The following is a 22,553-nucleotide window of genomic DNA, read 5'->3' on the forward strand; positions in this document are numbered from 1 at the left end:
AAGTCTCCGAGCGGCCTGGAATACCAGCGTCAGGCGAAACGCTCCCTCGGCCATAAGCAGTGTGTCTCCGGAGCGCTCGGCGGCACTGATCGCCCGGTCGGCGGCCACCCATGCTGCGCCCGGTTCGGCCATCCTGGCGAGCACAGCAGCGCAGGCGTGGTAAGCCCGCGCGAGAGCCGCAAAGACTGCCTGTTGCGCTTCACCCTCCGTCGTCCGAGCCGCGGTTTCCAGGTCTGGGAGCAGGCCCACCAGCATGGCGCCCACCTGGCTGAATTCGGAGGCGTGCGTGTAGGTCCAGGCTTCCGCGACTCTGGCCGACAGCTCATCAACGTCAGCCGGCTCGTGGCTCGTGCCGAGCACCGCCGCCAGGGCGTGACTGGAACTGAGCGCAAGGCCCAGCTCGGTTGCGGCGGGTAGTTCCTCATGGGCGGCAGCGACAACCGGTGCCTCGGGGGCCAGCTCCGACAGCGGCACCTCCAAGACGCCTGCAAGACGTTCAAGGACCGTCATTCGGTCGATCTTCCGTACGCCGCGCTCGACCTGGGATAGCCACGTCTCCGAACGGTCGATCAAGCGGGCGAACTCCCGCTGCGACAGTCCACGACGTTGCCGGTAGAACGCGATCCGTCGACCGACGGCCCGCTCCGAGGGTGTGCCGTCACTCATGAGCCACTCACACCCTTGTTCCCAAGCGGCTCCAAGAACTCCACCCGGACACCCGACAAGTACTGCTCGCGCTCCGACAGGAACCGCAGGGTATGAGGCTGACGCTCATGCGCGTCGAAGGCCGCACGGTCCCGATAGACCTCGTAGAAGACACGCGCCAACGGCTCGCCTTCCACCCGATGCGTGGCGTACACGAGCGTGCCCGGCTCGTCCTGCTGGATCCCGGGCAACGTCTCTGCCGCGAGCCGATCGAAGCCCGCCGCAGCGTCCTCATCCTTGAGGTCGAAACGGACTACCAACGCGAACATGGGCAACCTCCGGATAGCGAGCCGCACTCTATGTACGCCATGGTACCGGCGATGCTGGGCATAGGTGGTTGCCGAATTGCGCTCTATCAGATCAAGGCGGCCCGCAAGCGGGCCGCGCCGGCCCGGCCCCGGCCTGCTGGCGACCTCCGGCCGGCATCGGCCGGGCCGGCCGGCCACGCTGACGGACGACCAGGACCATGAAGACCTCGGGGCTCCGCCCCGAACCCCGACCCTCCTCAGAGATGCCGCCGCGGCTCACCTCGTCGGGCACCACGAGGGCTACCAGCCTCCCCGGACGGGGCCAAGGTCGTTCGTCCGGTAGGGCGCTCCACCTTGTCCCCGTCCGGGGAGGCTGGACGGTCTACGACTGCCCGACGAGGAGATCCGCTTCTAGGTACCAGCAGCGATGCGGGACCAGGTGACTAGCCCGGCCAGCCAATAGCGTCGAGGAACTCCTCCACGGCGAGCACGACTCGACTGAGCACCGCGATCGACTCGGTAAGCGGGCCGGGTACGTACATACCGTGATCCGCGCCTTCCACCTCCAGCACATGGGGTGACAGCCGGCGGGCGATGTCACCGTCCCATCGCTTGTCGGCAGTGCCACCCACGAGTAGGAACGGCGCAGTTGCGCGGTCCAACGCATCGGCCACCCACGGCAGGTCGAGCAGGGGTGTGAGCCACACGGCGGGCAAGGATCTTTCGGCGGCGATCGCTGCCGCGTTCGTGCCGAGCGACTTGCCGATCAGCAGTGGGCGACCGCCGATGGTGTCGATCAGCGGAACCACCTCACCGCCGACCCAGCCCTCGATTTCGGGCTGACCGGCTGCCGGAAACTTCTGGGACCACGAGTACCGATGTACCGTTGCGCCCCGCAGCTCCGCCACATCGCCGGCATACATCAGCAGGGGAGCGCCCGGTCCGAACCTCCCGCCGGGAATCACGACAGCGTCAGCCATGCGGAGGACCTTACTCAAGACAGGTCCAGCGTGAAGTCCGTGTGCGACGGGGGCGGCATCTTCGGCCATTCACGGGCCACAAGACGGTGTCACCAGGGGGCACACCAGGCCAGGTGAGACCATGCCGGCAAGGGGAAACGCTGGTCCAAGGGCCAACGTTGTCCAATTCCCAAGCTGACAGTCCGGGAGCCACGCGTGGGAGCCACCGAGGCGAACGGAGCCGGACGAGCCCGGACCGATCGAGTTGTCGACAACGCGGCGACCAGGGCGACGCGGACGTTGCCGAACGGCTGCGGAGTGGTCTTGGGAACCTATGACCTATGCGTGCCGGTCCCGTCACATGCGACACCGATACCGAGCTGCACTCGCGTCGTCTGCCCCCGTGACCGAACTGTCAGCGGTAGGCATGCTGCCTGCGCAACCCAAGTGCCGCCAACAAACGCCAACCACTGAGGTTGTTCACCGGCAGGTGCGCAGGCACGCACCTGGGTGCTTACGGCTGGTGCCGTTGGCGAACCCCAGCCGAGACGTGCCCTGTCCTCCCACCCTGGTGCCACTCGAAGATCGACCGCTGCGCCGTTACGTACGACCAAGCCCCATTTGGCGAACAAGCGGGCTGCCGGATCCGCTTCACCCGATTCGTGTACGTCGAGCACCGTCCGGTCAGGTACCGCCACGTCCTCTCCCACGAGCCGATAACCTGCCGGCGGTTCCCGCATCGCATCGACCGACACAGTGCATGGCTCCTGCCTGGTACTCCCGCCCTGTGACGGGGATGCGCTGGGGTCGACCCCGAGAGATGGAGTTGGTAGCGGTGCTTCGGCCTCACCTTGGCTCGTGTTCCTGGGGGACGTACAGGCAACCGCCGTCAACATCAGGCAGATGACGGGTGCCCACCACACCAAACGGCTGGTCCTTCGCACGCGCTACCTCCTGAACGGCGGGTTCTATGACGGTAGGAAATCCGAGCGCCGCCGTACAGCCATCCGTACAGCCAAGCCAGCCGACCGGCCCGGTCAGCGGCGGACGTAAGCCGACAGGATGAGCAGGTCAGCGACAATGGTCGACGCTGGCCGACAAGCGTCTTGATCTTTGCAAGGCAGGGGTTAGGGGTTCGAGTCCCCTGGGCTCCACCAGCACTTCCCTTGGTTGTTCTCTGTACCGAGTCGTAGCTGCGACCGTTGCCTACCGCACTCCGTCGCTCGACGAATCCATCCCGGCACATGCACGACAGTCGGCCTTGGTTCCTCGGTCGTCCTGGATACAGCCGGTGATATCCGAGTGCCTGGGGGCATATTCAAACTCAGGCAGAGAATGAACCATGGCCGCCAAGACACCGTGCACGAGGGGAAGGCCGCCCAGCTCGCTGATCTTGACCCAGGCGATGTCGTCATGCTCGTCAGGTGCACGGTTGGTGGGAGAGCCGACCCATTCTCCGATTTGCCAGACGCCCACGTGAACGGCGTCGTCACCACTGCCGTCATGCACGACGCCCAACCGTGAAGCGGACTCCGCCACGATGTGAACACCGAGCTCCTCGTGCATCTCACGCGCGAGGGCTTGCAGTTCCGACTCACCCGCTTCGACCTGCCCCCCAGGCAGATCCCAGACATCGGGGTACGCCCGTTTGGTCGGCCTGCGGTGTACCAGCAGGATCGCACCGTCTTCAACGAGCGCGCCTGTGACGACGACATGCATGACGGGATTAGAGCACGGGCATAGGACATGCTCGATCCAGCCGGACGGGGCACCCGGAGGTCCGGATCTGCCACGATTCGATTGCTACGGGGTGTGGCAGCCCATCGCCAGCGGTTCGGCCAGGCCGCGACGCGCGCCCGAGCCGCGGTCCAGACTGTCGAATGGCTATCGCCCGACTGCGTGGGCCAGGACGCCGGACTCGATCACGATGACCGCGCCGATGGTCATGAAGACCGCTGGCACGATCCAGTGCCCGAACCGCTGCACCACGTCGATGATCCTCCGGTGGGAGCCCAGCCAGGATCCCGCCGCGCACCAGACGGCGACGCCGACGGCGAAGACGGCCACGGTGACCAGGGTGTTTCCCAGACCGATGGCACGGAACACAGGCGTGTAGACGGAGAGGTTGTCCGCGCCGTTGGCGATGGTCACCGCCATCACCGACACCAACCCGGTGGCCACTGCCGGATTCGGCAGATCCTCCTGGCCGCGCGTTCGGATCGCACCGATCATGCCGCGTACGCCCAGGGCGAAGGGGATCAGGCCGAGCAGCCCCACCCACCGGTCCGGCACGATCGTCAGACCCAGAGCGGCCACCGCGGAGAGCGCCACCAGGACCGAGATGCCGGCGTACTGCCCGGCCCAGATCTGCCACGGCCGAGGCCGCCCGGATGCCCGGGCGGAGAGGAACAGCACCGTCAACACGATGATGTCGTCGACGTTGGTGCCGACGAACACGCCGACTGCCGTGCCCAGGGTGCCCGCAAGATCCCCCACAGTCGGGCAGCTTACGGCGATCAGGGCTCAATCAGTGATCGTCGAACCGAGTCGACCGAGCTGGGAGCCGAGCCAGCTGAGCAGCTCGGCGCTGTACTGCCCGCTGATGGCGGCGAGGTCTTCACCACCGTCGAGCGTGGGCAGGTGATCACAACCGTCGAGCCGGCATACGCTCACCGGCGTCCCGCTGGCGGCAGTCGCACGTCGCCAGGCCGCGATGCTGGCATCGATCGGCACCCACGCGTCCGTCGTGCCGTAGCAGAGGAGCACCGGGCAGGACACCCGCGCGAAGATCGGCTCCGGGTCGAAATCCAGGTCGGCCCAGGTGCCGGGGCGTGGCGCGAGCTGCCGAGGCACCCACGCCAACGGAAACCAGGCCCGCTCGGCCACGCCGTCCACGACGCGTTGGGCGGTCTGCCTATCGAGGCGTCCTCGCTGGTAGTCCTCCACGGCGGCCCGGAGGTGGTGCAGCTCGGCGACGTCCGGCTCCGGGAAGCCGGAACGGCGCAGCTGCTCGGCGGTGCCATAACGCATCTGCGCCGCCGGGCTGACTCCGCTGGACGACACCAGGATTAGGAAGTCGACCAGGTCGGGTTGGCGGGCAGCGGTCAGCGAGGCCGCCCAGGCCCCCTGGCTCCAGCCCCACAGGCCGATGGGGGCGTCCCCCACGTACCGCCGCGCGCACTGGATGGCGGCGGCGGCGTCGTCGGACTGCCGGGACAGCGGCACGTCGGCTCCGCGCACCCCCGGCCGGCGGTCGAAGCGAAGCACCGCGATGCCGGAGCCGGGCAGGAGCTGAGCCAGGTGCGTGTAGCAGAAGTACGAGCGTTCCCCGGCCTCGGCGCCGTGCAGGGCGACCACCGCACCGCGAACCGGACCTGCCGGTAGGTCCAGCGTTGCCGGGAGCTGCCCGCCGTCGACGTCGATGCTCAGCTCCATGCCCGGCAGTCAAGCACGACCGGACTGCTAGCGTCGGGCTGGTCCGCGCCGTCCGGCAGATCGGCATCGGCCGACCGAGACCCGGAGCAGCCAACCCCGGGCGGCAGGCAAACTGCACCTGGGAGGGAACCCCCTTTGTCAGCACCCGACTATCCGCCTCCCCGCTACCACGGGGAGCAGGGGCACACCCACACGCACCTGCGCCGGGCGGACCAACCACCGGACATCACCTATCCGAACGGGGTGAGGGTCACCTACCTCGCTCGCGGCTCGGAGACGTCCGGCGACTTCGGCCTCTACCGGTGGGACTTCAGCCCGGAGCCGAGCGGACCGGGCCCGCACTTCCACCGGGGAATATCCGAATCGTTCTTCGTCCTCAGCGGACGTGTGCGGCTGTATTCGGGCGACCGTTGGATCGATGGCACCGCCGGCGACTTCATGCACGTACCGCCGGGCGGTCTGCACGGCTTCCGCAACGAGTCCGGCGAGCCGGCGTCGATGCTGCTCATGTTCACTCCGGGAGCGCCCCGGGAGTCGTACTTCGAGACCCTGCTGAAGCTGCGGGACGGGTCGTTGGAGCTGACCGAACCGGAGCTGGACGCCTTCGGAGAGCGGCATGACAACTGGACTTGACCGCCGGGCGGAGGGTGGTGGCGCCGACGTCAGCCAGCCATTGGCCGGTCGCTTGCGCGCTGCTAGCGTCGGCGGATGTTCTCCGCGCCGCAGGTCAACATCTACTCGGCCGACGTCGTCCGCGCGGTCGAGTTCTATCGCGAGATCGGCTTCGAGGAGTCCTTCCGTACGCCGAGCGAGGGCATCCCGATCCACGTCGAGTTGAAGCTCGACGGGTTCACGCTCGGCGTCGCCTCGGTGCAGTCGGCCCGTGCCGACCACGGGCTCGACCTCGACCTGGCCATGCCCGGCCGGGGCATGGAGATCGCACTGTGGACCGATGACACGGACGCCGCCTTCGCCCGGCTGGTCGCGGCCGGCGCCCGGGTGCTCTCGGAGCCGCACGACTGGCTAGGGACCCTTCGAGTCGCCTGGGTGGCCGATCTCGACGACAACCCGATCGAGCTGGTGCAGCGTCGACCGGTGGGCTGAGCGGGAACGTCTCGCCGCGCTCGACGGTGCGAACCTGCCGGACGACGCCTCTTCGTCGCCGCGTCTCGGCCGCACCGGTCGGCGCCCCGGAGCCGAGGGTGACCGTGCGGAGGCGGAGCGGTTCAGCGGAGCCGGTCAGCCGGCCGGCGGGGTTCGGTGCGGGTCGGACTGCGCCGACGCCACCTCACGAATCCTCCGCAGTGCCTCCGTCCGGTCCATCCCGGTCGCCTGCAACACGTCGCTGGCCGCGGTCCGGACCTGCCCCACGATCACGGTGCCGGAGAGGTGGGTCCCGGCGAGCTCGGCCTGCGTCGCCTCGGCCACCGCCCGCAGCGCGTGCCGGCGGGTGGCCTCGGGGCTCCAGCCGGAGAGCACCTCGTTCTGCAGGGCGTGCACGGCCGCCCCGAGTTCGTCGACGGCGTTCGGCAGGCCCTCCGGTATCGGCTCCCGTCCTCGATCAGCACGACCACCCGCCGGGCCAGGACCCGCGTGTTCCAGACGGTCTGGTCCACCTCTGGCGCGCCCAGCTGGTAGTGCCGGAGGGCACGCCGCCAGGGCCACCGAGCCGGAGCGAAGTTGACCGTCTCCTTCGCGCCGCCGAAGCCGTCCCAGAACCTCCCCAACTCGGCACCGACCCCCTGCGACCGGCTCAGCGCCCGGTTGGCCAGCTCGTGATCGCGACTCCGCAGCGCGGACGCCGTCTGCCCGAGCTGGTCGGCGAGCTGCCGCAGGGTCGGCGCCGCCCCCCGTCGCATGATCCGGAGCGGGTTGATCGGCAACAGCAGCAACGTCACCGCCAGCCCGACGCCGCCACCGATGACCGCGTCGATGAAGCGGGGGAACTCGAGGGTGTGCCGCGACGACGAGAGGGCACCCAGGAGCACCGCGGTACCGCTGGCGTTGCCGACGACGCCGCCGCGAGTGCTGAGCGCGAGGGCCACCAGGATGGCCGCCGCGACGATCACGCCGGTCTGCCACACGCCGACACCGGTGACCTCGATCAGCAGGTCCGAGACGAAGATGCCGAGCGTCACCCCGGCGAGCAGTTCGATGGTGCTTGTCAGGCGCTGCCCGAGGGACGACGTGATCACGGCTACCGCGGCGGCCGGGGCGAAGATGGGACTCGGCATGCCCCGTGAGCCAGCGTGCGGCCGCCCAGGCCAGCGCCGCTGCCAGACCTGCTTGGACAGCGAGCAGGAATTTGATCTGAAGTTGCTGGATCCGGGCGCGGCCCGCGCTCCGGCCACGCTTGTCGACGCGTTCCATGGCCTCGTCGAACCGCTCCGAATCGAGGCCCGCGCGCCGCGAACCGCGTCGGCCACCCCTCCGCTGCCGCCCTCCGTTCACCGGCGGCGGCTACCCGGAATACACCGCCCGCAATCGCGGGTGCGGCCGGGCTGCGGGTACCGGATCATCCGGTGCGGTGTGCTCCGAGAGCCCGTCACCGCGACGAGGCAGGGCCGTCGGAGTCGTCCGCGTCTGAGCCGTCCGCGTCTGAGCCGTCCGGGTCCGAGCCGTCCGGGTCCGCCGGGCCGCCCTGAACCTGCGGCAGCCGCTCCACCAGCCGGCTCAACGCGCCGTTGGCGAAGGTCGCGCCGAACGCCGATCCGGTGGCGATGCCCCAGCCGATCGGCCCCAGCGGAGTGCAGCCGAAGAACTGGCTGAGCCCCGGTGTCTGCACGACCGCCGTGAGCGCGCCGAGCGAGACCGCAGTGGAGGCGAGCACCGCCGGGCTCGTACCCCCGGCCAGGACGGTCTGACCGAGCTGCGTACCGACCAGGGAGACCAGGGCCACCGTCCCCGCCCGGCGGGGCGAACCGGTATACCGGGCCAGCGCCCAGGCCGCGGTGGCACCGAGGGCGGTGGCCCCGGCGCGCAGCCCGATCTCCCGGTTGAGCGTCCCGCCCAACGAGGTGTCCGGCCCCTCCTTGAGCAGCCCGTCAGCGCGGTCGGCGCTCGGCGGGCGCACCGCGATGGCCAGCGCCGGCGCCAGGTCGGTGAGCAGGTTCACCAGCAGCAGCTGCCGTCCGTTGAGTGCCGACTGCCCGGTCGCCGCGGCGGTCAGCACGCTGAACGCGATCTCGCCGAGATTGCCGCCGACCAGGATGCTCAACGCGTGCCGGACCGAGGACCACATGGCCCGCCCCTCGGCCAGCGTCGCGATGATCGTCTCCAGCCGATCGTCCGTGACCACCAGATCGGCGGCGGCGCGGGCGGCCGGGGTGCCCCGCTGCCCGAGGGCGATGCCCACGTCGGCCAGACGGATGGCGGGGGCGTCGTTGGCGCCGTCCCCCGTCATGGCGACGGTGCGTCCGCACTTCTGCAGCGCCTGGATGATCCGCACCTTGTGGGCCGGGGTGCAGCGAGCCACCACGTCGGTGTGGGCCAGCCGCTCGGCGACGGCCTCGTCGTCGAGCTGGTCGAGCTCGGTCGCGGTCACCACCCGTTGTTCGTCGTGCTCGGTGATGGTGGCGGCTATCGCCTCGGCGGTCGCCGGATGGTCCCCGGTGATCATGATGGTGTGCACGCCGGCCTGCCGGATCCGGCGCACCGCCGGGGCGGCGCTCTTACGCACGCCGTCGGCGAGGGCCAGGAACCCGACGAAGCTCATGTCGCGCACCTCGTCGTCGGTGATGGTCGGAGACTGCACCCCGCACTCGGCGACCGCCAGGATCCGGTGCCCGGCGCCGGCCCGCTCGGCGAGTATCCGCTCCAGCTCCGCCCGGCCGCCGTCGTCCAACGGCTCGTCGCGCCCGTCGCGGCGGCGGTACGCGCAACGCGGCAGCACCGACTCCGGGGCGCCCTTAACGCTCAGCAGCAGGCCGTCGTCGCTCTCCCCGACGCTCGCGTGGTAACCCCGGGACGGCTCGAACGGCAGCCCGCCGACCGGCCGCCAGCCGGGCGCGCCCGCCTGCTCGACCACGTTCCCGGCCGAGGCGCCGTGACGTACCGCCCGATCGGTCTGCTGGGTCAGCTCCTCGGGATCGACGGCACCGGGAGTGGCCCGCAACGCCGCCCCCAGGGTGAGCCGCAGCCGGTCGTCGAGCTGGCCCACCGCCGCGTACCGGTCGCCGTCACCCACCCCGGCCAGCTGCAGCTGACCCTCGGTGAGGGTGCCGGTCTTGTCGAAACAGAGCACGTCGACCCGGCCGAGCGCCTCGATCGTACGGGGGTTGCGGACCAACGCGCCGTGCTCGGCCAGCCGCCGGGCCGCCGCCAGCTGGGCGGCGCTCACCAGGAACGGCAGCCCCTCCGGCACGGAAGCCACCGCCAGGTTCGCGGCGGTCGCCGCGGTCTGCGCCAGCGGTACGCCCCGCAGCAGGCCCGCCCCCGCCACCGCGACCGCGGAGCCGGCCGCCAGCGGGATCGACGCCCGGGTCAGTTGCCCGAGCCGGGCCTCCACCCCGCCGGCCGAGGGCGCCTGCCGGGCCATCGCGAGACTCCGGCCCGCCTCGGTCTCGGTGCCGGTCGCGACCACCACGGCGGTCCCGTTCCCGGCGGCGATCGTGGTGCCCTCGTACACCATGGAGTGCCGGTCCGCGACGGCGGCGGCGACCACCGGCTGCGCGGTCTTGCTGACCGGCAGCGACTCCCCGGTCAGTGAGGACTCGTCCGTCTCCAGGCCCACCGCCTCGATCACACGGCAGTCGGCCGGCACCGCGTCGCCCGGTTCCAGCCGGATGACGTCGCCGTTGACCAGGTCGTCCGCCGCCATCACCTGGTCGGCGCCGTCGCGCCGGACCCGGGCGGTGACCGCCGAGCGGGACAGCAGCTCCGCGAGGGAGCGTTCGGTGTTGCGCTGGTGCACCGCGCCGATCAGCGCGGACCCGCCGACCACCCCGCCGACCAGGGCGGCGTCGACGACCGAGCCGAAGGAGGCGGAGAGGATCGCGCCGGCGGCCAGCACCGGGGTGAGCGGGTTCGCCAGCTCGTCGACGAACGCCCGGAACAGGCTGCCCGTACCCCCCGCTTCGCCGGCCTCGCCGCGGTGCCGCCGCCCCGCCTCGTCGCCGGAGAGACCGTCCGCGGTGGTGGCCAGCCGGTCCAGGACGGTCGCCACCGGCATGAGATGCCAGGCGGTGGCGACCGGCGCCGGTGTGTCGTCCGGCTTCGGCAGCCGGCTCGCCCGCCACACGCCGTTGCCGAACGCCATCGCCGCCGCGCCGTTCACCGCGTGCAGGCTCCGGCTCGGCAACTGCTGCGGCGCGGCGGTGAACGCGTTGAGCGCGCCGAGACCCGTCCCGGCCATCGCGATTCGGATGTTCTGTCGGGTCATCCGCCGGGCCACGCCGGCCGCCTCGATGATTAGCGCCACCACCCGCAGGTCGGCGCCGATGAGCAGATGTGCGCCCCACGGCGGCAGGTCGTCCGGGCCGTAGAGGCCGAGCCCGCAGTCCGAGGCGCCGAGCGCTTCCCGGTCGCCGGAGGCGAGCATGACCGTCGCGCCGTCCCGCTGGAGCGTGCGTACCGTCTCCGTCAACCGGTCACCACCGGGCAGGACGGCGTCGGCGAAGTCGTACCGCTGCTCGTCGCCGCCGGCCACCACGAGCCGCAGACCGGCGTGGCGGGCGGCGGCGGGCAGGCCGTCGCCACCCGGGGCGGGCTCGGTCTCCACCCGGACCAGCGCGGCCAGCGTGCCCCCGGTGGCGAGGCCGAGCAGCCGGCCACCGCCGGAGCGGAGCCGGGCGCTCTCGTCGGTGTCACCCGGGTCGTCGGCCCCCAGCCGGTCCAGTGGCCCGATCCGCCAGCCGTCGACCTCGTACTCGCCGTCCGGGTCGGCGGGGTCGAAGAGGGCGAACGCGCGTTCGGCCACCTGACCGGTGTCCGCGCCGGGCAACGGGGCGAGATCGGCGAGGACACCCCGGTCCGAGCCGAGCACGGCGGCGTCCAGGACGAGGGTGTCGATCCGGTCGAGCTCGCGCAGCACACTGCGGTCCATCGCGATCACACCGCGGCGCGCCAGGACCCGGCCCAGTTGGGCGCCGTACCCCTCCCGGCCGCTCCCCGGCGCCTTCGGCAACGCGGAGAGCCCGAGCGCGGCGGCCCGTTTCCGGCCGACCACCGGCGCGGCTCCGGTGGCCGCCACCGCGCCCGCGGTCAGCATCCGGATCGCGTACCGCTCCAGCGGGCTGTCCGGCTTCGGTCTGGGCCGTTCGCTCACCGGCCAGCGGGAGACGGCCCGCTCCGGGTCACCGGTCAGCTCGGGTTCGGCCTTCTCCCAGAGGGCCAGCTGGGCCCGGTCCTCACCCCACTGGAGGATCCGCTGGGCGCCGTCGAGGACGATCCCGGTCCACCCTCCGGTGAGACCCTGCACCACCGCCTCGGCGAGCGGGAAGATCAGGTCCGCTCGGGGATCGGCGCGCAGCCCCCGGCCGGCCAACGCGTGCAGTCGCGGATGCAGGTCCACGGCGCCCAGCAGGCCGGCCACCTCGCCGGGCACCGGCGTGAACGGCAGGATCCGGGTGGCCGCGGAGATGGTCAGCCCCAGCGCGTCGGAGGCGAGCGCGCCGAGGGTACGGGGGGTACGCGGGCCCTCCTCGGGCGGATGCGGCGGCGGCACCTCCCGATCCGGTTCGTACGGGCAGGCGCGTTCGGCGCGGACGATCGTGGCGATCAGGTCGCGCAGCTTCGGTTCGGGCGACTCGACGGCCACCACGACCCGCCCGGACGGCGCGTTCACCCGGGCCCACGCCACGCCGGGCGTCTGCTCCAGCGCCGACTCGACCTGCCGGGCGAGGGTGTCGCCGCCGTCCTGGCAGACGCCGTGCACCTCGATGTGGTGCCGTCCCGGCCGGGACCACACCCGCCGGCCCGTCAGGCCGACCAGCCGAGCCATCCGCGCGGCCGCGGAGCCCACGGTCTGCGTCGCCTCCTCGACGAGCTTCGGCACGCCGACCGGTGCGAGGAGTCGAGCGGCGGCGCGGGTCGGCGGGATCATCGAGGCGTACGGCCGGACCGGTGCCGGCGTGACTCCCCTGCCCAGCTCTCCCTGGCGTACGCCATTTCGCCTCCCACCCGTCGCGTCCGGCGGCCTGGCTTCCCGCACTGCCGTCCGTTATGCCCTCCCGGTGGGGGAAATTCCCGCCGTTGACGGCGCATGGACCGGATCGCCGGTGGAATGCGGTCGCTGGTAGGAGTCAACGGGGAGGCCGAAATGAGCACAGTGACCCGACATCTCAACGGGGCCCGCGAGACGGTGCAGATGTACAACCGGCGGGTGCAGGTGCCGCTGCTGGGCGAGCTGGCGGTCCCGCCCGCCGACAAGATCGCCTATTACGGCGGGCTCGGGCTGCTCGCCGCGCTCCAGATCATCGAGTGGCCGGTGGCGCTGGTGATCACCGCCGGCCATCTCCTGGCCGACCAGCATTTCTCCGGACTGGTGAAGGGCATCGGCGAGGCGCTGGAGAGCGCCTGACGCGGGATCCGCCCACACGCGGGTTGACCTGAATCGGGGTTGAGGTCGCAAGCTGAGCGCATGTCGATCGAAGCGTTCAGCTCCGGCCCTTCGGGCCCGAAGTGACGGCAACCCTCGCTCCCCGACCGGGTCTCTTCACCCCACGGCTGCGTGCGATGACGGTGGGCAGCGTCGCGCTCATCTCGTTGCTCGCCTTCGAGGCGTTGGCGGTCGGTACGGCGATGCCGACCGTGGCCCGCAGCCTGGACGGTCTCGCCCTGTACGGGTTGGCCTTCGGCGGTCCTTTCGCCACGGGCGTGCTCGCCATGGTGCTCTCCGGCATCTGGTGCGACACCCGTGGACCGGCCGCGCCGATGTGGCACGGGCTGCTCTGGTTCGTGGCGGGGCTGGTCGTCGCCGGCACGGCGTCGGCGATGGAGGTGCTGGTCGTCGGCCGGGTGGTGCAGGGCTTCGGCTCGGGGCTGCTCTCCGTGGCGCTGTACGTGATCGTCGGGCAGGCGTACCCGGAGGAGCTGCATCGGCGGATCTTCGCGGCGTTCGCCGCGGCGTGGGTCGTGCCGTCGCTGGTCGGTCCGGCGCTGGCCGGGCTGGTCGTGGAGCACCTGCACTGGCGCTGGGTCTTCCTCGCGGTGCCGGTGGTGGCCGTGCCGGCGGCGCTGCTCATCCGGCCCGGCCTGCGGTCCATCGCGGTAACGGCGGTGACCAGGGTGCCGGCCGGTGCGGTGGCGCGGATCGGCTGGGCGTGCGGGGCGGGGGTGAGCGCGGCGCTGTTGCACATCGGGGGCCAGCAGCGCGGCGCGTCCGCCGTGGCGCTCTCGGCGGTCGCGATCGCCGGCCTGCTGGTCTGCGCACCGCGCCTGCTGCCGCCGGGTTCGCTGCGGGCCGCCCGGGGGCTGCCCACCGTGATCGGGCTGCGCGGGCTTGCCTCGGCGGCGTTCGTCGGCGCCGAGGTGGTCATACCGCTGATGCTCTCCCGGGAGCGTGGTCTCTCACCGACGGCGGCCGGGCTGGTGTTGACGGTCGGGGCGTTGTTCTGGTCGGCGGGCTCCTGGATACAGGGGCGGCGGACGGCACCGGCCTCCCGGGCCAGCCTTCCGCGCGCCGGGCTGGCCTGCCTCACCGCCGGGATCGGCACGGTGGCGCTCACGCTCGTGCCGGGTACGCCGGTCGCCGTGGCAGTTCTCGGCTGGGCCGTCGCCGGGCTGGGCATGGGCCTGCTCTACCCGTCGCTGTCGGCCCTCACCCTGGAGCTCTCCGCCCCCGGGGAACAGGGCCGCAGCAGCTCTTCCCTGCAACTCTGCGACTCGCTCGGCGCGGCGACCGTGCTGGCGCTCACCGGCGCCGTGCTCGCCTCCGGCTCCGCTCCCGCCGCGGGGAGCTTCCTGGTCACCCTCGCGATCTCGGCGGCGTTGGCCCTCTGCGGGGTCCTGCTCTCCAACCGCGTGACCCCGGCCCGCGCCTGACCCGGCCTGCGCTTGACCCGGCCCGCGTCTGTCTGACCCGGTCTTGGCTGCTCGGGGTGGCGCCTGACCCGGTCGGGGCCGCTCGGGTAGCGGCCGAATTGGCCGGGAGCGACCGGGGCCGGGGCGAACCGGCCTCGGTGGGCGTCCGGGGCGGGAAGGATGGGCGCAGGATGAACTTCCTGACCGTCCTGCCGCTGGCCGTGGTGATGGTCGCCGGGACGCAGTTCGTCGCGGCGGTGCTGCTCCCCTCGGCCGATCGCCCGCGCGCGGCGCCGCTCGGATATCTGGGCGGGGTGGGTGCGGTGGTCACCGTCGGGGTGACTGTCGGTTGGCTCGTCACGAGGGTGGTGCGGGGCTTCGCCGACCGGGCGGCGACCGACGTCGGTCATCTGGAGCGCACCGCGCGGCGGATCGACTGGGCGGTGCTGGCGCTGCTGGCCGTGCTCGCGGTGGTCGTCTACCTGCGCCGCCGGCAGACCGGCACGCCACGCTGGTTGACCACGCTCCAGCACGCCGGACCGGGTCGGGCGGCCCGCCTCGGCGCGTTCCTCGTCGCCACCTCGCCGTCGGACGACCTCACCATGGCGGCGGTCGGCGCAAGCGTCGCCCGGCACGACCTCTCGTGGTGGCACCTGCTGCCGTTCGTCGGGCTGACTCTCGGGCTGCTGGCGCTCCCCCTGCTCGCCCTGCTGCTGGCGGGTCGGCGGGCCGCCCCGTTGCTGCCCCGGATCCGGCAGTGGTCCGATCGGAACGCCTGGGTGATAAGCGAGGTCGTGATCGTGTTCTACGTGTTGGTGACCGTGCTCGACCTGCTGCGCTGAGAGTTCGAGGAGGATCGGATGAGGGTGTTGGTCACCGGAGCGGGCGGTCGCCTCGGGCAGGCGGTGCTGCCGCGGCTGCTCGACGACGGCTTCACCGTGCGGGCCACGAGCCGGCGGCCGCGCAGCGATCCGGCGCTGGAGTGGGCGGTGGCCGACCTGGCGACCGGGACGGGGCTGGCCGAGGCGGTGTCCGGGGTGGACGCGATTCTGCACCTGGCCACCGAGCCCAGCTCGGGGCGGCGCGCCTACCAGGTCGACGTGCTCGGCACCCGCCGGCTGGTGGTCGCCGCCGGTCGGGCCGGCGTACGGCACCTGGTGTACACCTCGATCGTCGGCGTGGACAAGGTGCCCATCCCGTACTACCGGCACAAGCTCGCCGCCGAGCAGGTGGTCGCGGCCGGCCCGGTGCCCTGGTCGGTGCTGCGCGCCACCCAGCTCCCGGAGTTCCTCGACGAACTGCTCCGGACGGCCAGCCGGCTCGGCCCGACCATCGGTGACCCGGGCATACTCGCTCAGCCCGTCGACCGGGGCGAGGTCGGCGTACGGCTGGCGGCCCGGCTCGCCGCGGGACCGCTGGGCGGCGTCGAGGAGCTCGGCGGCCCCGAGGTGCTCCGCTTCGACGAGGCGGTACGTGCCTGGCGGACCGCCCGGCGTTCGCGTCGACCGCTGCTGCCGGTGCGCGTACCGGGGCGGCTCGGCCGGGCGCTGCGTGACGGCGGGCTGGTCAGCACGGCCCTGCCCCGGGGCGTCCGTACCTGGGGCGACTATCTGGCGGACACGTACGGGGGAACCGGGCGGAGATGAGAACGTGTCTGGTTCACGTTCGACCTAGCGTGACGACATGGTCGCTGTCTTCGTCGCTGTCATCCTCTACTGTTTCGGTTTCGTCTTCCTCTACGGCGTGATCCGGCTCGCCGTCCGGCAGGCTCTGGAGGACCTGGAGGTGCGTCGTGCCCAGGCGCTGCGGGCGGAGGAGCTCGCGGCCCACCGGGACCGTACGTTCCTCAAGGAGAACGCCTTCCTCGCCGGGAGCTGAGTGCGCCCGCGAGTGGCCACGCCACCGGCGTGGCCACTCGGTGTCGGCGGTGGTGTTCGGTCGGCCTCGGTCCCGGTCGTGGATCGGTGGGCGTGGCGTGGCTGACCGGCTGGTCGGTGCGGCCCGACGGGTGGAAGGATCACACCCGTGATGGGGACGCTGAAGACCGAACCGGCCCGGAACCGCCCCGACCTGCTCGCCCCGCCGGTCGCCGCGGCGCTCGGGGAGTGGCCCGCCGACGCCCCGGTGGACGTGGACGAGGTGCTGGTCGCGCCGATCGACGCCGAGCTCGCCGACACCGCCGCCTTCTGCGCGGCGTACGACGTCGGGTTGGACGTCTCGGCCAACTGCGTGGTGGTGGCCGGCAAGCGGGAGGGCGTGGTCCGCTACGCGGCCTGCATCATTCTCGCCACCACCCGGGCCGACGTGAACGGGGTCGCGCGGCGCGCGCTCGACGTGCGCAAGGCGAGCTTCGCGCCGATGGCGGAGGCGGTCGAGCTGACCGGCATGGAGTACGGCGGGATCACCCCGATCGGCCTGCCGGCCGCGTGGCCGATCCTCGTCGACTCCCGGGTGATCGCCACGCCGCACGTCATCATCGGCTCCGGCGTACGGCACAGCAAGATCGCGCTGCCCGGCCCGGCGCTCGGGGCGCTGCCCAACGCCCGGGTGGTCGAGGAGCTGGCTCGGCCCGCCTGACCGGCGGCCAACTCCCGGCCGGGACGCTCACCGGCGTCGATACCGTTGCACGTGAAACATCATCGATGTCGATTTCGCCCGGCCGGGCGGATTCACCGCCGGCCGGGCGAGCGTGGGCTCACTGCCCGCCCGACTCCAGGCGCTCGACCTCGGCCAGCGCGGCGAGCAGCGTCTGCGGCTCCTGCGCGCCGCTGATTCCGTACTTGCTGGCGAGCACGAACATCGGCACGCTGCTGATGCCGAGGTCGTGGGCCTTGGCCAGCTCGGCGGCGACCTCCTTCGTGCCCTCGTCCGAGTCGAGGAACCGGCGCGCGTCGGCGGCGTCCAGCCCGACCTGCTCGGCGAGTTCGGCGAGCGCGTCCCGCGAGCCGATGTCGATTCCGCCCACGAAGTGCGCCTGGTAGAGCGCCTCCACCATCTCGCCGGACCGGCCGCGCTCGGTGGCGTACGCGACGAGCCGGTGGGCGTCGAAGGTGTTCGCGGCGATAGCCCGGTCGTAGTCGAGCCGCAGCCCCGCCCCGGCCGCCGCCTCGGTGACCCGCGCGACCATTTGCCGGGCGTTCGCCGGGCCGCCGAAGCGGGCGCCGAGCGCCTCGACCACGGGCACCGGCTCGGACACTGGCGACGGATCCAGCTGGAACGGCCGGTAACGCACGGTCACCTCGCCGTCGTACGAGGCGAGGGCCTCCTCCAGTCGGCGCTTGCCGATGTAGCACCAGGGGCAGACCACATCGGCGTAGATCTCGATCTCCATGATCGGTGGCAACTCCCGGGTCAGCCGAGTTGTTCCCGCACCTGGCGCTTCAGCCGCGCCAGGATCGCCGTGCCGCCGCGCACCCGCAACGGGCTGATCGCCTGGGCCAGGCCCATCCGCTGGTAGAGGTCGTCCGGGACGGCGAGCACCTGGTCGGCGCTCGCCCCGGCCAGCCCCTCGGCGAGGATGCCGGCGAAGGCGCGGGTGGTGGGCGCCTCGGGCGGGCAGTCGAAGAGCGTCTCCACCGTCTTCTCGGGTGTCACCCGGGCGCGCAGGAAGAACGCGGTCTGGCACTCCGGCACCTGCTCCATCCCCTCCCGCTCCGGCGCGTCGGGCGGAAGCTGCGGGATGACGTCGGCGTACTCGAGCAGCATCTCCAGCACCAGGTCGCGGGGTGCGGCGGCGAACTCGTCGACGATCTCGGCCAACCTGGCCGGCATGGCGGACATGCGGTCGAGGCTACCCCCGTCGACACCTGGCCTCCCCGGCAAGGAAGAGGCCCTCCTCACACCGTGGGCGACTGCTCGCTGATCTCGCTGAGGGCGGACTGCGGGTCGAGCTGCATCGCCAGGTCGCCGAGGGAGACGATGCCGACCAGCTTGCGGTCGCTGTCACAGACCAGCACCCGCCGGATGCCGCGTTCCCGCATCAGCGCCGCCGCCTCCCCGGCCGTCGCGTGCTGCTCGATCATCACCACCTCCCGGGTGGTGATCGAGCCGATCGTGGTGGTGGACGGGTTCGCGCGTTCGGCCACCGCGCGGACCACGATGTCCCGGTCGGTGAGCATGCCGGCGAGGCTGGCGCCGTCGGTGACCACGACATCGCCGATGTCAGCCTCCCGCATCACCGCCGCTGCCTCGTCCAACGTGGTCTCCGCCGGCAGGTAGACGACCTGCCTCGTCATCACGTCACTGACCCGGTAACCGGTCATGAGAGTCCTCCGCAACACGTACGCGCCGATCCGGATTCGGTACCCCGTAACACGCCGACTACACCCGGTGCGTGACAGACACCTCGTCGACTATCCGCCGCACCAACCCGTCGAGCGGCAACTCGGCCCGCTCGCCGGTGGCCCGGTCGCGCAACTCGACGTACCCGTCGGCGAGCCGGCGCCCGACCACGACGGTGCGCGGCACACCGATCAGCTCGGCGTCGGTGAACTTCACCCCGGCCGAGACGCCGGAGCGGTCGTCGACCAGCACCCGCAGGCCCGCCGCGGAGAGCCGCGTCCCGAGGTCGATCGTCGTCTCCAGCTGCGGCCCCTTGCCGGCGGCCACGACGTGCACGTCGCACGGTGCGACGGCCGCCGGCCAGACCAGCCCGCGATCGTCGTGGTGCTGTTCGGCGACCGCGGCGACCGCCCGGGACACGCCGATCCCGTAACAGCCCATGGTCGGGCGGACCGGCTTGCCCTCCGCGCCGAGCACGTCGACGGCGAAGGCGTCGGTGAACCGGCGGCCGAGCTGGAAGATGTGCCCGATCTCGATGCCGCGCCGGATGGTCAGCGCGCCGGACTCGCAGGCCGGGCAGGGGTCGCCGGGGCGCACCTCGGCGGCCTCGATCGTGCCGTCCGGGGTGAAGTCCCGGCCACTGACGACTCCGGTGGCGTGCCGCCCCGGCTCGTTGGCCCCGGTCAGCCAGGCAGTGCCCGGCGCGACCCGCGGGTCGACCAGGTAGCGCAGGCCCAGCTTGTCGAGGATCTGCGGGCCGAGGTAGCCGCGGACCAGTTCGGGATGCCCGGCCCACTCCTCGAAGACGGTCACCGTGGCCGGGTGCAGCGCCGCGCCGACCCGCTTCAGGTCGACCTCCCGGTCGCCCGGCACGCCGATCACCAGCAGCTCGACCTCGTCCGCGCCCGGCCGGTGTACGGAGAGCACGATGTTCTTCAGCGTGTCGGCCGCCGTCCAGTCGCCGCGACCGGCGAGGCGGCGGGCGTTGGCCAGCTCGACCAGACCGGCGATGGTGGGCGTCTCCGGCGTGTCGTGCACCTCGGCGTCCGGGTACGCCTCCGGGTCACCGGCCGCCGGGGCCCGGGTGGTGACGGCCTCGGTGTTCGCCGCGTAGTCGCACACCGTGCAGCCCACGAAGGTGTCCTCGCCGACCGGGGTGGCGGCGAGGAACTCCTCCGACGCCGAGCCGCCCATCGCACCGGACATCGCGTGCACCACCGTGTAGTCCAGACCCAGCCGGTCGAAGATCCTCCGGTAGGCGTCTCGGTGCCGGTCGTACGCGGCCTGGAGGCCCGCCTCGTCCAGGTCGAACGAGTAGGCGTCCTTCATCAGGAACTCGCGCCCACGCAGCAGGCCGGCCCGCGGCCGGGCCTCGTCCCGGAACTTGGTCTGGAGCTGGAAGAGCGTCGCCGGAAAGTCCCGGTACGAGGTGAAGAGGTCCTTCACCAGCAGCGCGGCCATCTCCTCGTGGGTCGGGGCGAGCAGGTGCTCGGCACCCTTGCGGTCGGCGAGAGTGAAGATGTCGTCCCCGTACTCGGCCCACCGGCCGCTGGTCCGGTACGGCTCCGCCGGCAGCAGCGCCGGGAAGTGCACCTCCTGGCCGCCGATGGCCGCCATCTCCGAGCGGACCACCTCGCTGATCCGGTCCAGCACCAGCTTGCCGAGCGGCAGCCAGGTGTAGCCGCCCGGAGCTGCGCGCCGGATGTAGCCGGCGCGCAGCAGGAGCCGGTGGCTCGGCACCTCCGCGTCCGCCGGGTCCTCGCGGAGGGTCCGGAGCAGCAGGGTCGACATGCGCAGCAGCATTGGCGCAGCTTACGAGCGGTGTGAAGGGGTCGGCGACCCAATTGCGCCGTCTGTCGTCGAGACTTTCGCGCGAATCCGGCTGCCCGGACGGCAACTCGGCGATCCCGAGTTCGCGTCTGGGAGGTCGTCAACGACTACCCAAGGATCGGCTTGTGTGGACCCCTTGCTGAATGAGTTCGACTCGTTCGTCCGTACCCGAACGCCAGCCCTGCTGCGCTCGGCGTACCTGCTGACCGGTGATCAGCACCTCGCCGAGGACCTGGTCCAGTCGGCGCTGGCCCGTACCCACCGGTCGTGGAACCGGCTGCACCACAGCGGCAACGCCGAGGCGTACACCCGCAAGACCATGTACCACCTGCAGGTCTCCTGGTGGAGGCGGCGGCGGGTACCCGAGTCGATGACGGGCGACCTGCCCGAACCCCGCGGAGGCGACTCGGGCCCCGACCATGCCAGCCAGACGACTCTGCGACTCACGCTGCGGGCCGCTCTGGCCAAGCTGTCTCCGAAACAACGCGCGGTACTGGTGCTGCGCTACTTCGAGGACCGCACCGAGGTCGAGGTCGCCGAGCTGCTCGGCGTCACCGTCGGCACCGTGAAGAGCCAGACCTCCAAGGCCCTGGCCAAGCTGCGCAGCGTGGCCCCCGAGCTCGCCGAGCTGTACGTCCTGGAAGGAAGCGCCCGATGAACGATCAGCGTCTTCGGCTCGACCTGGCCGACCTGGCTGAGGAGGTCACCCCGGTCGACCTGCGGGACCGCGCGCTGCGGACGTCCCGCCGAATCGGCACTCAGCGCGCCGTCGCCACCTCCGCCGCAGTCGTGTTGATGCTGGCCGCGGCGACCGGCACCGCCTTTGCGATCCTGCCCGGCCGAGGGGCGGACCCGCTTCCGGCGACCACCCCGTCCATCACCGCGAGCCCGTCACCCTCCGCGTCCCCGACCCCGTCGGTCAGTACCGACCCGTCCACCCCCAGCTCTGGCGCACCGGCGTCACTGGGCGACACCGCCACCTTCGACCGGCTGTTCTACGTCCCGGAGGACGTGACGCCCGGGGCGCAGAGTGTGCGGCTGCGCTCCTGGCGGCCCGGTGACGACCCGACGCGACTGGCGTCGCTGCCGCAGGTTCCGGCGCTGACCAGCGCCAGCGTCTCTCCGGACGGCCAGCGGGTCGCCTGGGTGGAGGATGGCGACCAGCCGACTCTGTACGTGGCGAATGTCGACGGCTCGGGCAGGAAGCCGATGGTCGTCGGGGCGGACCGCGCCTGCGTCACCCCGACCTGGTCACCGGATTCCCGCCATCTGTTGTTCCGGGAGAGCGCGGACGACACGGGAGTTCCGCGCCGCTACGGCGTCCTGGACACACGGTCCGCGAAGAAGACGGTGCATTGGTGGACCGCCGAACCCGAGGCGTGCCACGCTCTCTGGTCGGCCGATGGCAACACCATCGCCATGAACACCAGCGCCGGGGTGACCCTCTTCGACCCGGACGGCAAGCGGAAGCGTGACGTACCGGGGCTGAGCCACAACGGCAACTGGTGGAGCGGTCACATCGCCAGCATCGCCCCGAACGGATCCCGGATCGCTCTGTACCGCTTCCACCCGCAGGAGGAGGACCAGCGAGACGTCGCCAGGTTCCTGCGGGCCAGCGCGGTGCTGGACACGCGTACCGGCAAGGCGGTCAGTCTGCCCCTGGGTGGGCGGGAACTGCGTCAGGTCTTCTTCCAAGCGGACGGCTCGATGGTGGTCCGAGTGCGCAGCGGAGGCCACTCCACCCTGATCCTCGTGGACGAGGACGGGACGAAGATCAGCGAGGAGGCCGAGCCGTCGAGCCTCACGAACATGCAAATCATCGGGACGGCCGGCTAGGCACGGCTGATCGACTCCGAGTCGGCGATGTGGTGGTGTCCCCGCGTTGGGATGCCGCCACATCGCCGTTCCGGCGCGGGTTCTGGGTCAGAGGCGATCGGCGTGGTCGAACGACTTCCAGGTGCGTGGTGAGCACGGGTTCTTCCTGTCGCGTTCCATGACGACGCCGGGGTGGTTGGGTCCAGACGCCTGCCAGTGCCCGGATGGTTGCCGTCCAGGGCCGGAAAAAGCTGTCGGATAACAGCATTCACCAGCGGCAACTGTGCTCCACAGGAGACGCGTCATGGGTGGCGTCACA

At 71.7% G+C, this 22,553-nt stretch carries 22 protein-coding genes; 10 read left to right on the forward strand and 12 right to left on the reverse strand.

Annotated elements, in window-relative coordinates:
• The 6 genes from D7147_RS29325 to D7147_RS29350 form a co-directional block, all read right to left on the reverse strand.
• A partial coding sequence (locus tag D7147_RS29325; RefSeq protein WP_147437467.1) for a helix-turn-helix domain-containing protein occupies positions 1–666 on the reverse strand: 666 nt, incomplete at its 3' end.
• Complete coding sequence (locus D7147_RS29330) at positions 663–974, reverse strand: putative quinol monooxygenase (RefSeq protein WP_120683491.1); 312 nt, start codon at positions 972–974, stop codon at positions 663–665. The genes D7147_RS29325 and D7147_RS29330, both read right to left, overlap by 4 nt.
• A gap of 422 nt (positions 975–1,396) precedes the next feature.
• A complete protein-coding gene (locus D7147_RS29335) occupies positions 1,397–1,933 on the reverse strand; it encodes an alpha/beta hydrolase (RefSeq protein WP_120683493.1) in 537 nt (178 codons plus the stop codon).
• Positions 1,934–3,118: 1,185 nt separating this feature from the next.
• The gene (locus tag D7147_RS29340; RefSeq protein ID WP_120683495.1) at positions 3,119–3,631 is read right to left on the reverse strand and encodes an NUDIX domain-containing protein; all 513 of its coding nucleotides are present in this window, start codon (positions 3,629–3,631) and stop codon (positions 3,119–3,121) included.
• 165 nt (positions 3,632–3,796) lie between these two features.
• Positions 3,797–4,408, reverse strand: coding sequence for a cadmium resistance transporter (locus D7147_RS29345; protein WP_120683497.1), 612 nt, complete (start codon positions 4,406–4,408; stop codon positions 3,797–3,799).
• A 27-nt stretch (positions 4,409–4,435) separates the two neighbouring features.
• Positions 4,436–5,347: an alpha/beta hydrolase family protein gene (locus D7147_RS29350; protein WP_120683499.1), complete on the reverse strand. Its 912-nt coding sequence runs from the start codon at positions 5,345–5,347 to the stop codon at positions 4,436–4,438.
• 135 nt (positions 5,348–5,482) lie between these two features.
• Here D7147_RS29350 and D7147_RS29355 point away from each other — a divergent pair, with 135 nt between their 5' ends.
• Together D7147_RS29355 and D7147_RS29360 are read left to right on the forward strand one after the other, a co-directional pair.
• The gene (locus D7147_RS29355) at positions 5,483–5,980 is read left to right on the forward strand and encodes a cupin domain-containing protein (RefSeq protein ID WP_120683501.1); all 498 of its coding nucleotides are present in this window, start codon (positions 5,483–5,485) and stop codon (positions 5,978–5,980) included.
• A gap of 75 nt (positions 5,981–6,055) precedes the next feature.
• Positions 6,056–6,451, forward strand: coding sequence for a VOC family protein (locus D7147_RS29360; protein ID WP_120683503.1), 396 nt, complete (start codon positions 6,056–6,058; stop codon positions 6,449–6,451).
• Between the two features lie 269 nt (positions 6,452–6,720).
• Here the strand turns inward: D7147_RS29360 and D7147_RS29370 are convergent, their stop codons facing one another.
• Complete coding sequence (locus D7147_RS29370) at positions 6,721–7,581, reverse strand: FUSC family protein (RefSeq protein WP_120683507.1); 861 nt, start codon at positions 7,579–7,581, stop codon at positions 6,721–6,723.
• Positions 7,582–7,892: 311 nt separating this feature from the next.
• Positions 7,893–12,389: a cation-translocating P-type ATPase gene (locus D7147_RS29375; RefSeq protein WP_120683509.1), complete on the reverse strand. Its 4,497-nt coding sequence runs from the start codon at positions 12,387–12,389 to the stop codon at positions 7,893–7,895.
• Between the two features lie 216 nt (positions 12,390–12,605).
• Here D7147_RS29375 and D7147_RS29380 point away from each other — a divergent pair, with 216 nt between their 5' ends.
• The 6 genes from D7147_RS29380 (at position 12,606) to D7147_RS29405 (ending at position 16,885) form a co-directional block, all read left to right on the forward strand.
• Complete coding sequence (locus D7147_RS29380) at positions 12,606–12,866, forward strand: hypothetical protein (RefSeq protein WP_233563563.1); 261 nt, start codon at positions 12,606–12,608, stop codon at positions 12,864–12,866.
• Between the two features lie 101 nt (positions 12,867–12,967).
• Positions 12,968–14,329, forward strand: coding sequence for an MFS transporter (locus D7147_RS29385; protein ID WP_233563564.1), 1,362 nt, complete (start codon positions 12,968–12,970; stop codon positions 14,327–14,329).
• Positions 14,330–14,499: 170 nt separating this feature from the next.
• On the forward strand, positions 14,500–15,150 hold the full coding sequence (locus tag D7147_RS29390) for a GAP family protein (protein ID WP_120683513.1): 651 nt from the start codon (positions 14,500–14,502) through the stop codon (positions 15,148–15,150).
• An 18-nt stretch (positions 15,151–15,168) separates the two neighbouring features.
• Positions 15,169–15,954, forward strand: a complete 786-nt coding sequence (locus D7147_RS29395; protein ID WP_120683515.1) for an SDR family oxidoreductase — start codon at positions 15,169–15,171, stop codon at positions 15,952–15,954.
• Between the two features lie 37 nt (positions 15,955–15,991).
• Positions 15,992–16,186, forward strand: a complete 195-nt coding sequence (locus tag D7147_RS29400) for a hypothetical protein (protein WP_120683517.1) — start codon at positions 15,992–15,994, stop codon at positions 16,184–16,186.
• A 150-nt stretch (positions 16,187–16,336) separates the two neighbouring features.
• Positions 16,337–16,885 (forward strand): YbaK/EbsC family protein, encoded by a 549-nt coding sequence (locus tag D7147_RS29405; protein WP_120683519.1) that lies wholly within the window; start codon positions 16,337–16,339, stop codon positions 16,883–16,885.
• Positions 16,886–17,003: 118 nt separating this feature from the next.
• On the opposite strand, the gene D7147_RS29410 is transcribed toward D7147_RS29405, so the two are convergent.
• From D7147_RS29410 to D7147_RS29425, 4 genes are read right to left on the reverse strand one after another with little or no spacing between them, the layout of a single operon-like run.
• Entirely contained in the window at positions 17,004–17,639 is a 636-nt protein-coding gene (locus tag D7147_RS29410) for a DsbA family oxidoreductase (protein ID WP_120683521.1), read from the reverse strand.
• 20 nt (positions 17,640–17,659) lie between these two features.
• Positions 17,660–18,088, reverse strand: a complete 429-nt coding sequence (locus D7147_RS29415) for a SufE family protein (RefSeq protein ID WP_120683523.1) — start codon at positions 18,086–18,088, stop codon at positions 17,660–17,662.
• Between the two features lie 56 nt (positions 18,089–18,144).
• Entirely contained in the window at positions 18,145–18,570 is a 426-nt protein-coding gene (locus D7147_RS29420) for a CBS domain-containing protein (RefSeq protein ID WP_120683526.1), read from the reverse strand.
• Positions 18,571–18,628: 58 nt separating this feature from the next.
• Complete coding sequence (locus D7147_RS29425) at positions 18,629–20,392, reverse strand: proline--tRNA ligase (RefSeq protein ID WP_120683528.1); 1,764 nt, start codon at positions 20,390–20,392, stop codon at positions 18,629–18,631.
• 154 nt (positions 20,393–20,546) lie between these two features.
• Here D7147_RS29425 and D7147_RS29430 point away from each other — a divergent pair, with 154 nt between their 5' ends.
• Both D7147_RS29430 and D7147_RS29435 read left to right on the forward strand, forming a co-directional pair.
• Positions 20,547–21,077 (forward strand): SigE family RNA polymerase sigma factor, encoded by a 531-nt coding sequence (locus D7147_RS29430; protein ID WP_120683530.1) that lies wholly within the window; start codon positions 20,547–20,549, stop codon positions 21,075–21,077.
• The gene (locus D7147_RS29435) at positions 21,074–22,255 is read left to right on the forward strand and encodes a TolB-like translocation protein (RefSeq protein WP_120683532.1); all 1,182 of its coding nucleotides are present in this window, start codon (positions 21,074–21,076) and stop codon (positions 22,253–22,255) included. The genes D7147_RS29430 and D7147_RS29435 overlap by 4 nt, the downstream gene beginning before the upstream one ends.
• Positions 22,256–22,553: the final 298 nt, after the last annotated feature.

The sequence above is a fragment of the Micromonospora musae genome (assembly GCF_003626545.1).
Lineage (GTDB): Bacteria > Actinomycetota > Actinomycetes > Mycobacteriales > Micromonosporaceae > Micromonospora > Micromonospora musae.